At 26.6% G+C, this 13,367-nt stretch carries 12 protein-coding genes; 2 read left to right on the top strand and 10 right to left on the bottom strand.

Features of this window, described 5'->3' with window-relative positions:
• Nucleotides 1–3 precede the first annotated feature (3 nt).
• From ACERKK_RS01245 to ACERKK_RS01215, 7 genes are all read right to left on the bottom strand, one after another.
• A complete protein-coding gene (locus ACERKK_RS01245) occupies nucleotides 4–318 on the bottom strand; it encodes a hypothetical protein (RefSeq protein WP_373771251.1) in 315 nt (104 codons plus the stop codon).
• Nucleotides 319–443: 125 nt separating this feature from the next.
• Nucleotides 444–3,560, bottom strand: a complete 3,117-nt coding sequence (locus tag ACERKK_RS01240) for an efflux RND transporter permease subunit (protein WP_373771250.1) — start codon at nucleotides 3,558–3,560, stop codon at nucleotides 444–446.
• A gap of 9 nt (nucleotides 3,561–3,569) precedes the next feature.
• Entirely contained in the window at nucleotides 3,570–4,589 is a 1,020-nt protein-coding gene (locus tag ACERKK_RS01235; protein WP_373771249.1) for an efflux RND transporter periplasmic adaptor subunit, read from the bottom strand.
• Nucleotides 4,589–5,782, bottom strand: a complete 1,194-nt coding sequence (locus ACERKK_RS01230) for a TolC family protein (RefSeq protein WP_373771248.1) — start codon at nucleotides 5,780–5,782, stop codon at nucleotides 4,589–4,591. The genes ACERKK_RS01235 and ACERKK_RS01230 overlap by 1 nt, the downstream gene beginning before the upstream one ends.
• Nucleotides 5,782–6,165, bottom strand: a complete 384-nt coding sequence (locus ACERKK_RS01225) for a FixH family protein (RefSeq protein ID WP_373771247.1) — start codon at nucleotides 6,163–6,165, stop codon at nucleotides 5,782–5,784. The genes ACERKK_RS01230 and ACERKK_RS01225 overlap by 1 nt, the downstream gene beginning before the upstream one ends.
• Before the next feature lie 100 nt (nucleotides 6,166–6,265).
• On the bottom strand, nucleotides 6,266–7,423 hold the full coding sequence (locus ACERKK_RS01220) for a sensor histidine kinase (protein ID WP_373771246.1): 1,158 nt from the start codon (nucleotides 7,421–7,423) through the stop codon (nucleotides 6,266–6,268).
• Nucleotides 7,401–8,060 carry a response regulator transcription factor gene (locus ACERKK_RS01215; protein ID WP_373771245.1) on the bottom strand — a complete coding sequence of 220 codons (660 nt, stop codon included), beginning with the start codon at nucleotides 8,058–8,060 and terminating at the stop codon, nucleotides 7,401–7,403. Before ACERKK_RS01215 ends, ACERKK_RS01220 begins: the two co-directional genes overlap by 23 nt.
• A gap of 111 nt (nucleotides 8,061–8,171) precedes the next feature.
• Between ACERKK_RS01215 and ACERKK_RS01210 the strand changes: the two genes are divergently transcribed.
• Both ACERKK_RS01210 and ACERKK_RS01205 read left to right on the top strand, forming a co-directional pair.
• Complete coding sequence (locus tag ACERKK_RS01210) at nucleotides 8,172–8,600, top strand: DUF411 domain-containing protein (RefSeq protein ID WP_373771244.1); 429 nt, start codon at nucleotides 8,172–8,174, stop codon at nucleotides 8,598–8,600.
• The gene (locus tag ACERKK_RS01205; RefSeq protein WP_373771243.1) at nucleotides 8,587–9,027 is read left to right on the top strand and encodes a cytochrome c; all 441 of its coding nucleotides are present in this window, start codon (nucleotides 8,587–8,589) and stop codon (nucleotides 9,025–9,027) included. Before ACERKK_RS01210 ends, ACERKK_RS01205 begins: the two co-directional genes overlap by 14 nt.
• Nucleotides 9,028–9,059: 32 nt before the next feature.
• On the opposite strand, the gene ACERKK_RS01200 is transcribed toward ACERKK_RS01205, so the two are convergent.
• The 3 genes from ACERKK_RS01200 to gltX form a co-directional block, all read right to left on the bottom strand.
• On the bottom strand, nucleotides 9,060–11,240 hold the full coding sequence (locus ACERKK_RS01200) for a heavy metal translocating P-type ATPase (RefSeq protein ID WP_373771242.1): 2,181 nt from the start codon (nucleotides 11,238–11,240) through the stop codon (nucleotides 9,060–9,062).
• 296 nt (nucleotides 11,241–11,536) lie between these two features.
• Nucleotides 11,537–11,803 (bottom strand): RNA recognition motif domain-containing protein, encoded by a 267-nt coding sequence (locus tag ACERKK_RS01195; RefSeq protein WP_373771241.1) that lies wholly within the window; start codon nucleotides 11,801–11,803, stop codon nucleotides 11,537–11,539.
• Nucleotides 11,804–11,870: 67 nt separating this feature from the next.
• On the bottom strand, nucleotides 11,871–13,280 hold the full coding sequence (gene gltX / locus ACERKK_RS01190; RefSeq protein WP_373771240.1) for a glutamate--tRNA ligase: 1,410 nt from the start codon (nucleotides 13,278–13,280) through the stop codon (nucleotides 11,871–11,873).
• Between the last annotated feature and the right edge of the window lie 87 nt (nucleotides 13,281–13,367).

Below are 13,367 nucleotides of genomic sequence, written 5' to 3'. Positions count from 1 at the left end.
AAATTAATTAGATTTTTTCATATCTCCACCACATTTACCAGCACCACAAGCGCCTTTTTTCATCTCTTTTGCTTCTTTTTTCATGTCGCCACCACATTTACCAGCTCCACATGCGCCTTTTTTCATCTCTTTTGCTTCTTTTTTCATGTCGCCACCACATTTACCAGCTCCACAAGCGCCTTTTTTCATCTCTTTTGCTTCTTTTTTCATATCACCACCACATTTACCAGCTCCACATGAACCATTACCTGCAAATGCAGTTGTAGTTGTAAGTGCCGCACCTAAGATTAAACCTGCTAATTTCATTTTTTTACTCATTGTATATCCTTTTGTTTTATATATATTAATATTACAACATAAATTCTTATATTATATGTTTTTACTCTTATGTAATTATATTTTATAAAATTATTGTGTACCTAATGTGTAGTTAAGTCTATTTATTAATGACTTAAATCACATTCGGCCATTTTCCCACCTTTTTTTATTGCTAATATATAGAATATTGAAGGTATTACAATTAGTGTTAAAAATGCTGAAGAGACCATTCCTCCAATCATTGGGGCTGCGATTCTTTGCATTACTTCACTACCAACTCCATCTATATACATAATAGGAATAAGTCCTCCTAAGATTGCAAATAAAGTCATTAGTTTAGGACGAAGTCTTAAAACTGCACCTTTATAAATTGCATTAAATATATGTGAACTCTCAGGTTTTTCACATTTTTCTTTTAATTCTAACATTGCTTCATGTAAATATACAATCATTACAATTGAGGTTTCAGCAGCAACCCCAAGTAAAGCTAGGAATCCTACAATTACTGCAATTGAAATATTAAAACCTAAGAAGTCTAAATAAAATATTCCTCCTGTTAATGCAAATGGTAAAGTAAAGAAAATTATCATTGTATATATAATATTTTTTAGAGCAAAATATATTAAAATAAATATAATTACAAAAGTTAATGGAATAATATACATTAATCTTTGCATTGCTGATTCTAAATACTCACTTTGACCTGCCCATTCATAATAATAACCAGTAGGAAGCTTAATATCTTTTAATAACTCTTTTGCTTCATCTTTATATTGTTTTGCTGAAATATCTGACTTTGGAGTAATATATATAAAGTTTACATTTAATGCTTTTTCAGATTTAATAATAGAAGGACCTTCAACATACTCTAAATGTGCAAACATCTCAAGAGGTTGAAATCCTAATTTTGTTTTAACCTGTAATGAACGTAAACTTGTAATATCTTCTCTTTGCGTTGTTTCAAATCTTAAAGTCATAGGATATCGCTCAAGTCCATCTAAGAATGTAGAAACTTTTGCACCTGCAACACCTAAAGAAACTGTTGATAAGATATCATTTTTTGTAATTGAATATCTTGAAATCATCTCTTCATCAATATTAATATTTAAATAATAACCTGAATTGATTTTATCTGTTGAAACAGATAAAGTTTTATCAAATTTTTTTAATTTTTGCTCAATTAATCCTGCTGTTTTCTCCAGTTCTTGGTGATTATTCCCATATAATTTTATACCAAGAGGCGTACGAATTCCTGTTAAAAGCATATCTATTCTTCCTCTAATTGGATAAGTCCATGAATTAATAAGCCCTGCCACTTGAAGTTTTTCATCCATTTCTTGCATTAGTTTTTTATATGTCATTCCTTCACGCCATTGGTCTTGTGGTTTGAAAGTTATAATCGTTTCAATCATTGCTAAAGGTGCAGGATCAGTTGCTGTATCTGCTCGTCCTGCTTTTCCAAATACTGTTTGTACTTCTGGAAATGATTTGATGATTTTGTCTGTTTTAAATGTCAACTCTTTTGCTAAATCAACTCCTAAACCATAAGGAGTAACAGGCATATACATAAATGTTTGCTCATTCATCATTGGCATAAATTCCCAATTTTGTTTTTTATAAACAGGGTATGCTAAAATGATAGTTCCTATAAATAACACTACAACTAAATATCTTAATTTTAAAGATAATTTTAAAACAGGTGAATATAGGAAAATAAAAAATCTATTTAACCAGTTTTTATTTTCACTTAGGATTTTCCCTCTAATAAGAAATACCATTAAAATAGGAACAACAGTAATTGAAAGAATTGCTCCACTTATCATTGCAAATGATTTAGTAAAAGCTAAAGGAGTAAATAATCTTCCTTCTTGTCCTGTTAATGCAAAAATAGGTAAAAATGAAACTACAACTAAAATAAGTGCAAAAAAGATTGGACGTCCAACTTGTTTTGCTGATTTTATAATTATTGCTGTTCGTTCCTCATTGGATATATTCTCTTTTCCTTGAAGATATTTATGAGCATTTTCAACCATTACAATTGTTGCATCAACCATAGCTCCAATTGCAATAGCAATCCCACCTAAACTCATAATATTTGAACCCATTCCAAATAGTTTCATTAATAAAAATGTAATTAAAACAGTAATTGGTAATGTAATGATAATAATTAATGCTGACCTTGCGTGAAATAAAAACAATCCTGTAATAATCATAACAATTATTGATTCTTCTATTAAAGTATTTTTTAGAGTATCAATTGCTTTATCAATAAGTGAAGATCTATCATAAGTTTCAACAACTTCAACACCATCAATTTTTAATGTTTTAATTTTCTCTTTTACAGCTTTAATAACAGCATACGGATTCTCACCATATCTAACTACAACAATTCCACCAACCGTATCACCTTGACCGTCTAAGTCAGCCATTCCACGTCTATTTGAAGATGTAATATTTACAGATGCAATATCAGATATTTTTAAAGGAATCGAGTCCAAAGTTTTAACTGTAATATTTTCAATATCTACTACACTTTGTAAATAACCTTTGGCTTGAATCATATGTTCATAACCATTTTCAAGGATTATTCTTCCACCTTCTTCATTATTATTTTTAGATAAGGCATTTTTAACATCATCAATACTTAAATCATATTGCACCAATTTATCTTGGTCTAGTGTAATCTCATAGTTTTTTATAAATCCACCAATTGAAGCTATTTCACTAACTCCATCAACACCAAGTAGGGCATATTTATAGTAGTAGTCTTGTAAAGTTCTTAGTTCATCTAAAGATTTACTATCTGATTTTAAAGCATATTCATAAGCCCAACCAACACCTGTGGCATCAGGACCAATTGCTACATCTACACCTTGTGGAAATGTTCCTTGTAATGACGAAAGCTGTTCTAATATCCTATTTCTTGAATCATAAAGGTCAGTTCCATCTTTAAAGATTATATAAATAAGTGCATTTTGAAATGAACTCATTGCACGAACTGTATCAATATTTGGTAAAGACATAAGATTTGAAATCAAAGGATATGAAACTTGCTCTTCAATTGTTTTAGGACTTTGTCCTGGCCATTTTACTTGAACAATTACTTGAGGAGGAGATAAATCAGGTAAAGCATCTAAGGCTGTGTTTTTAACAGCCCAAATAGATGCAAATGTTAAAATAATTACTGAAAAAAGAATTAGAAATTTATTTCTAATACTATATGAAATTACACTTTCAACCATAATATTATCCTACCAATCTTCATCAGTATCTGATTCATACAGCGCATTTGTTACAGCATCTGAATCAAGTAAGAATAAAGCATTATTTATAACTTTATCACCTTTTTCTAAACCATCTAAGATTTCATATTTATTAGCATTAATTCTTTTAGCTTCAATTTTTACAGGTTCAAACTCTTTAGGCGAGATTGGTTTAAATACATAAAAGCTACTTCCTTTTGATAAAACTGCTGTTTTAGGTAGTGTTAGTATTGTTTTATTTGATGCTTTGATTTTTACACTTGCAAACATATTTGGATATATCTTTAAATCTGCATTATCAATAATAAATCTAACATCAATTGTTTTATTAGCATCATCAACAATTGGGTAAATGAAATCAACTTTTGATTTAACAGCTTGAGTTAAGCCATCTATATAAATCATTGCTTGCATATCTTTTTTTATAAATGTTAAATCTTTTTGATAAACTTTTGCAATAAACCATAGTTTATTTATATTTGCTAATTGTAAAAGTAATGTTCCACTTTTTACGGCACTTTTATCATTGATATTTTTTGCAACCACAAGAGCATCAATAGGAGAATATACTTTTATTCCTTCAATTGAAGTTTTTGCATTTTTGATTTTATTTATTTCATTTTTATTAATATCTAAAACTTTTAGTTTTTCAATTGAACTATTATATAAATTTTTATTTATACTTTTTGATACTTCTATCTCTTTTTGGATACTTAAAACCTTATCACTATAAATTGAGAATAAAGCTTCATCTTTTTTTACAAACATATAATTTTTATTTGCATTTAACTTAGTAATAAAACCATCAAATCTAGTAACAATATCTACAACATTTGATTCATCAATTGCTGTTTTACCATAAAAACTTTTTATTGTTCCAATAGATTCTTCTTTTACTTGTGTAATTTTTTTATTAAATAATTGCTCAACTTCTATTATTTTTGCATTAGCATTTGAAATAATCGCCAAAGATAAAAGAGTTATTCCTATATATTTTTTTATGTTCATTATTTTACCTTTACCATGTAATATTTACTTTTTGAATAGTTTAAAAAATACTCTTCTAATCTATCGTATGCTTTTATTTCAAATGAAATTAATTCATTTAAATTTTTTATCATTTGCGTTGCATTAATATCATTTAAAGTATTGTAATTTTCTAAGTTTTTTTGGATTTTTCTTTTTAGTGGAATAATAGATTGATTAATTAATTTATAGTTTAAATAAGAATTATTCATATTATTTTGTAAAACTTGTAATTCAATTTTTAATGTTCTTTTTAAATCAACTAATTTTGAATCTATTTCATTAGCTTCTAGTTTTGCTTTTACAGCTCGAACTTTTTCACTTTTATATAAAGATAAAGGAATATTTACAGAAACATTTGCATAATCTTTATATTTATCATCTCTATTAAAATATGTTACGTTTAATTTTATATCAGGTATTTCATTCTCTTTTTCAAGTTTCCCAAAATATCTTGACCTTTGTGATTTTAACTCTTCTTTTATAATTCTTGGATGTTGACTTATATCCATATTTAAAACTAGTTTTTCTATATCTAAACTCTCTTTTATATTATCGATTTTTTTATATGAAATTTGCTCTAGCTTTAAATATAAGTTATCAATTGTATTTTGAAGATTTTGTTTTTGAATTAAAATATCAGATAAAGCAATTTTTGCATTTAATACTTCATTTTGATCATTTTTAGCATTTTCATATAGTGAAATTGATAGTTTTTCTAATTTTTTGATATTCTTTTCATATGAGTTTAAAAGATTTAATTTTTTCTCTAAAATTAAAATATTATATGAAAGTTCATATATTTTTGATTTTAATAATAACTTCTTATCTTCTAATGTTAAAGAAATAATCTCTTTATCTTTTTTTGCAATAGACTCTTTTATCTGCAATTTTTTTCCAATAGGTATAACTTGCGATAATCCAATAAATTGTGCTTGCATAGCTTCACTATCTCTTTTTAAAGGTTCATCAAAATGAATATCATTTGCACCAATACTAAGTACTGGATTAGTCCATTTTGTTGCTAATTTAATATTTTCATTTGCAATTAATATCGCTTTTTGCGTACTTTTTAAATCATAATTATTGTTTAAAGCATTATTTACTATCTCATCAATGCTTATTGCTAAGCTTGATGAAATAACAAAAGATAAAGCTATTGCTATCTTTTTCATTAGATATTCACACTTCCTCTTAGAGTATGGATTTTTCCATCATTAGTTTTAAATTTTAATTGATATTGCCATGTTCCACCCATTGCAAAATTGATTATCATTTTATATTTATCTCCAACAACTGTTCCCTTAGCTTTATATTCCATATATGGCATACCAGGCATTTCAGGCATAAATACTTTGATTTTCACCTTTGCATCTGTTAAAGATTTTCCATCTTTACTTAATTGTACAAATATATCATTATTTCCAACAATAAGTGATTTTTCTGATGTTAATTTAACTTCATAACCATTCTTTTCACCTGTTTGTGATACAGCTTGAGCATTTAAAAAACCAACGCTAAGCAACATTGCAATCATTATTTTGAATAAACTTTTCATTTGTAAAACTCCATTGTTTAAATTTATAGAGGAATTTTATCGACTTTATGTGGAGTTAGTGTGCAGAGCAGATGTCTTTAATTCTTTATTAATTAAAGAATTAAAAACGTAAAGTAAAAGTAGTTCCTTTTTTAAGTTTTGAGTTTACTTCAATTTTAATATTATATTTTTTACAAATATGTCCAACAATATTAAGTCCAATACCAAAGCCACCTTGTTCACTTGTGGCTCTATAGTATCTATTATAGATATTTTTTTGTTTTTCTTCTTCAATCCCAATACCAGTATCACTTATTTTTAGAACACTATTTTTTAGTGAAATTTCTATGTTTCCAGCAATCCTATTATATTTTATTGCATTTGATACTAAGTTATTTACTACTCTTATCATGTCATCTTTATTAGCTAAATATGTAAATTCATCTAAATCTTTTTTAATCTTAATTCTCTTTTTTAAAGCTAATGGCTCAAAATATTCTAATTGTTCTTCAATTAGTTTATTAATTTTTAGTTTTTCGATAACTTTATTTTCATCATTTTCTTGTAAAAAAATATATGTTAAATCTTTGTATATTTCAGATACTCTTTTTGCACTTAATCGTACTCTTTCAACTTGTTTTTGAGTTAAATTAGTTTTTTCTGTTGACATTAAAATAGCGCTAATTGGAGTATTAAGCTCATGAGTTGTATCTTTGATAAAGTTATTTAGTTTTTCTCTTTCTTCTTTAATTGGTTTTAAAAATAACTTTGCAAGATAAAACCCAATCAATGAAATAAAAGAGTAAATAAAGATAAATAATAAACATATATCAATTTTTAACTTTTTAACTTTTTTTGAAAAAAGATTCTCTTCAATGGCTATATAAAAAACTCCTAAATGTCCAAGTGTTGATTTATCAATTAATATAAAATGCTCTTTTTCATCCTGCATAATATCTTTTGAAAAATCAATTTTTTTATCAAGATTACCAAATATTTTTTCTTTTTTGGCATTATAAAAAGAGATTTTATATTCATTTGTATTTAATAAATTGCTATTATCAAAACTTGTTTCTGTCATATGAGCAAATATTATTTTTGAAGAGATTTTTGAGACTGTATTTTGCATATTTGATTTGATCAAATCAAAATATAATCTTTTTTCATTTTGAAAATAAAAAAATGCAATTAAAAGCAATAATATTAAAGATGAGCCTAAATATAAAAATAAAAATCTTATAAATGTTCTTTTTTCACTAACCGTTAAATCTATAACCAACTCCTCGTGTATTTATAATAAACTCTTCACCTAAAAATTTTCGTAGATTTTTTATATATGTTCTTATTGTAGAAGCAAGTGGAGCTTCTTCATAAGACCAAACATTTAAGCTTAGTTCTTCAATACTTACATGTTTGCTCTTCTTATTTATTAAATATTGTAAAACATCACACTCTTTTTTTGTTATGTGGATTTCTTCTTTTTCTTTTTTTATAAGTAAATTATTTATATCTAAAGTTATATTTGTTGATATTTGAATACTGCTTGAATTATTAATATTATATAACCTTTTAATATTATCAATACGTAAATCTAGTTCTTTTAAAGCAAAAGGTTTTTTTATATAATCATCACAACCTGATTTAAAACCCTTTTCTATATCTTCTAACATATTTGCAGAAGTTATAAAAATAGCTGCGGTTTTAATCTCTTTGGAACGAATATCTTTTAATAAATCAAAACCATTAATATTAGGAACATTTACATCTAAAAGTAATAAATCAAATTTTTGTGAATAGATTTCTTCTTGTGCATCTTCACCATCAAATACAGAAAAAACTTCATATCCTTCTTCTTCTAAATGCTCTGTAATTATTTCATTTAATATTAAATCATCTTCAAGTAGTAATATTCTCATTTAAATCCTTCTAATATTTTAAAATAATATCATTTTTATTATTCATTTATCTTCTGCACAATAAGTCCACACTTTTTTTATATAATAATAAAAATAAAAGAGGAAATCTAGATGAAAAAAATATTTTTATTATTAGCATTAATTGCAAGTTCAATTTTTGCAGTTGAAGGCAAAGAGATGGTTGTTTATAAATCGCCATATTGTGGATGCTGTACAAAATGGATTGATTTGATGAAAAAAGAGGGTTTTAATGTAAAAACCGTAATGCTAAATAATGTAAATGAAATAAAATCAAAAGTAGGGCTTACAAGTAAAACTTCTTCTTGTCATACAGCAATTGTTGATGGTTACTTTGTAGAAGGTCATGTGGATTATTCAGCTGTTAAAAAAATGTTAAACGAAAAACCTGATATTTTAGGAATTACAGTTCCAGGTATGCCAATTGGAAGTCCAGGTATGGAGCAAGGAGATGTTAAAGAAGCATACAATATTTTATATGTGAATAAAAATGGAACAACTGGCATCTATGAAAAACATTAAAATAGTTGTTCTATTTGCTTTTATAGGAATTGCTTCTTATTTAATCTTCTTTGAAAAAGAAGCTACTGTTGAAAATAGATGGTATACAAAAACTCAAGTACTACAAGGCCAAGAAATTTTTACTAAAAATTGTGCCGTATGTCATGGAGAGAAAGCAGAAAAAACTATTTTATGGAAAAAAACTCTACCTGATGGTTCATATCCTGCTCCTCCATTAAATGGTGATGCTCATGCATGGCATCATCCTTATGAACAATTAATGTCAATTATAACAAATGGTGGAAAGCAATATGATGGTAAAATGCCTGCATTTGGAGATAAATTAACTAATAAAGAAAAAGAAGCCGCAATTTCATATTTTCAATCATTTTGGACAGATGAAATTTATAATTTATGGATTCAACATGGTGGTTTAAAAAATAAGTGATAAAGAAGAGAATAGTAAGTATTCTCTTTCTATTATAACTTTTTCATTTTTAGTCTAAGTGAATTTAATACAACGGTTAAAGAACTAAAACTCATAGCAATACCTGCATACATTGGAGTTAGCATTAGATTAAAAAATGCATAAAATACTCCTGCTGCAATTGGAATACCTAAAGCATTGTAAATAAAAGCCCAAAATAAATTTTGTTTAACTACTTTCATTGTTTCTATTGATAAATTAATACTTTTTATAATAGATTGAAGTTTATTATTAACTAAAATAATATCCCCTGCATCTTTTGAAATATCAGCACCTGAATTAAGTGTAATTCCAATATTGGCTTGTTTAATAGATGGAGCATCATTTATTCCATCACCTATAAACATTACTTTATGCTCTTTTTGTAGCTCTTTAATTATTTCATATTTTTCACTTGGTAATGTTTGGCTATATACTCTATTAATATTTAGCTCTTTTGCTATTTTAGAAGCAGTGATTTTATTATCACCTGTTAATAATATAGCTTCGATATTTAGTTCTTTTAAAGCTTTTATAACTGATTTCGCATCATCTTTTATTGTATCTTCTAAACTAAAAGAACCTATTGATTTTTTATTAATAGCTACTAAGATTACGCCATTTGAGTTTTCTAATTCACTTGAAAAAAAACTTTTATGTAAAGAGTCAATTTCTACTTTATGTTCATCTAGTAATTTTTGATTTCCAAGAAGTATTTCATCATTATCTACAATTGCTTTTATTCCTTTACCTGCAATAATTTCAATATCTTTAATCTCATAATTAGAAGTGATTTCTTTTTCTTCTATAAAATTAACTATTGCTTTTGAAATAGGGTGTTCACTATATCTTTCAATAGCTAAAATCAATGAAAAGTAAGAACTAGAAATATCAGTTTTTGATACTGTAATTTCTCCTTTAGTTAATGTTCCTGTTTTATCAAAAACGGCATATTTTATATCTTTTATTTGCTCTAAAATTTCAGGATTTTTAATTAATATCCCTTCACTTGCACCACGGCTTACAGAACTAACTATCGCAATTGGAGTAGCAAGACCTAATGCGCAAGGACATGAAATAATCAAAACACTAATACTTGCAATTATTGCAGCTTGAATATCTCCTACAAAAAAAGCCCAAACTATAAATGTTACAATTGAAATAATAATAACACTTGGAACAAAAATATTTGCTATTTTATCTGCAAATCTACTAATTGGTATTTGTTTACCTTGAGCTGATTTTAAAAGTTCAATTATTTTTGATAGTGTAGTATCTTCAGATTCTTTTGTAACTTTTACGGTAATTACACCATTTGTATTTAAAGTTCCAAGAAGTACTTCATCTGATACATCTTTAAACACCGGTAATGATTCACCTGTTATCATTGAAGCATCAATATCTGCATTTCCTTTTAAAATAATTCCATCTGAAGGAATTTTTTCACCTGCTTTAATTATGACTTTGTCAGAAATTTTTAAAGTAGAAGTTAATACACTTTTTATTTCATTATTTTCTAAAAGTAAGTTTGCATAAGTTGGAGCTAAAGTCATAAGTTTTTTTAAAAAACCACTTGCTTTTTGTTTTGAGTTTTCTTCTAAGTACCGTCCTAATAAAACAAAACTTATAATTACAACAGCACCATCAAAGTACATAAATCTTAAGTGTTCTGGAAATAAAAAAGGAAAAAATACAACAAAAGTAGAATAAAAATAAGCAGCACTTGTACCTAAGGCTACTAATACATTCATATCATAGTTTTTATTTTTAATTGATTTATATGAAAGTTTATAAAAACTAGCTCCACAGTAAAACTGTACAATTGAAGCAAGAAAAAACATTATATATTTACTGATTTCATCTTGAATTAAATTAGAAAAGGCTAAAACAAAAATAAGTAAAGTAATAGATATAGAAACAATAAACATATTTCTTAATTTCTTAAAACTAAGTAACTGTTCTTTTTGCACATTTGAAAAATCTTCTATGACCTTATATCCAAGTTTTTGAATATCTTGGGATAATTGCTTTTTTGAATAAAGTTTTGTATCTATTTCAAATACACCTTCATTTGAAGCAAAATTTACCTTTGCTTTTAAAACACCATCTATTTTATTTATGTTTTTTTCTATACCATTTGAACAATTAACACAACTCATTCCTGAAATACTAAGATTTATTTTTTCAATTGCCATAATAGTTCCTTTTAAATAAAGGTTTTGGGTTTGATTTTAGTTTATACATTTATTATACAAGGAAATATACGAATTTAGTGTGTAGTAGATTTAAGTAAAAGTTATAGATTCACAATAAATGAATGAAAAATATTCAAAAAATGTGAATCTAAAGTTTAAAAAAGTAATAATTTTTGAAAATCAAAATATATGTATTTGTGTTTTAAAATAGTTAAAGTGATGTAAGTTTTAATATAAAAATATAGTTACCATTTTAGGTACCATGTGGTACCTAAAATTTTTATAATCTTTTTAGATTAATATTCTCTTCTTGGTCTTTCTTCTCTTGGTTTTGCTTCATTAACTCTTAAAGTTCTACCTTCTGATTCTTTACCATTTAATGCTTCAATTGCTTCATTCCCTGCAATTGAAGTTTCCATTTCAATAAATCCGAAACCTTTTGATCTTCCAGTTTCTCTATCAGTAATAACTTTTGCGCTTTTTACAGATCCAAACTTTGAAAAAAGTTCTGCCAAATCTTTATCATCAACTCTATATGATAAATTTCCTACATAAATATTCATCTTGTCTATCCTTTTTTATAAGTGCGTTTATTATGCCTTATTATTAAGTAATAATCAAGTAAAAGACTTATTCTTTACCAAAACCTAATTCAAGTGCGCTATTTATTCTATTTGCTGTTTCTTCATAACCTAAAATAGAGATAATATCATAAACAGAAGGAGCTTGAGTTCCACCTGTTAGGGCAATTCTAATTGGTTGGAATAATTGAGGGAATTTTAACCCTTTTTCTTCAATAAATGGTTTTGTAATATTTTCTACATTATCAACTGAATATAAATCATCTTTGTTTTTTTCTAAAACCTCTAAGTACTCTTTTAAAAATACAGGAGTATCTTCTTTTACAAATTTCTTAGTTCCCTTAGCTTCATATTGCGTTGGTACATCAAGAATAGTTGTAACAGCTGTTTTTAACTCTAATAAAGTCTGAGCTCTTTGTTTTCCTAAATCAAGAATTTCCATTCTTTTTGCATAATCTGATAAGTCTAAATCAAAGAATTTTAATTCTTCAATTAATCTATCATTTGATACAGCTTTTATATATTCAGAGTTTAACCATAAAAGTTTTTCTGCATTATATGAAGATGCTGATTTATTAATATTTTTAGGATCAAATAATTCTAACATTTGATCCATTGAGAATACTTCTTGATCACCATTTGACCAACCAAGTCTTACTAAGAAGTTTAAAAGTGCTTCAGGTAAATATCCATCTCTTTTATATTGCATAACATCCATAGCACCATCTCTTTTAGATAGTTTTTTCCCAGCAGGATTATTAATCATTGGCATATGGTAGAATTTTGGAACTTCAAAACCTAAAGCATTATAAATTACGATTTGTTTTGGAGTATTAGTTAAGTGATCATCACCTCTTAATACATCAGTAATTCCCATTAAATGGTCATCAATTGCAACAACAAAGTTATAAATAGGCATTCCATTTGCACGTGCAATTACAAAATCATCTACTTGGTTAGCTTCAAATTTCATTGAACCTTTTACACCATCTTCAAAAGTAATAGCACCTTCTAATGGAGCTTTAATTCTAATAACAGGTTCAATATCAGCAGGAATTTCTGGTAATACTTTACCATCTTCTGGTCTCCAAGTACCATCATATCTTGGATTTTCTTTTGCAGCTTCTTGTGCAGCTCTTAACGCATCAAGTTCTTCTCTACTCATATAACACTTATATGCTTTACCTTCTTCTAAAAGTTGATTTATATATTTTTTATAAATATCTACTCTTTTAGATTGGTACTCTATTTCACAATCACTTGGCATTCCTACCCATGTAAATGCTTCTAATATAGCTTTAACAGCATCTTCATTATTTCTAGCATTATCTGTATCTTCAATTCTTAACTTAAATTCACCGTTTGTTTTTCTTGCCCATAAATAACTATAAAGTGCAGTTCTAAGTCCTCCAATATGTAGGTATCCTGTTGGACTTGGTGCAAATCTTGTAATTGCCATTTATTACTTCTCCTCTTCTTTTTTGTTAGATATATAAAATCCTATTCCTGCTACTATTGCAACTGTTGCTATAAATACTAATAGTAC

This window comes from Poseidonibacter sp. (genome assembly GCF_041821165.1).
GTDB lineage: Bacteria > Campylobacterota > Campylobacteria > Campylobacterales > Arcobacteraceae > Poseidonibacter.
This window is presented reverse-complemented; position numbering and strand designations above follow the sequence as displayed.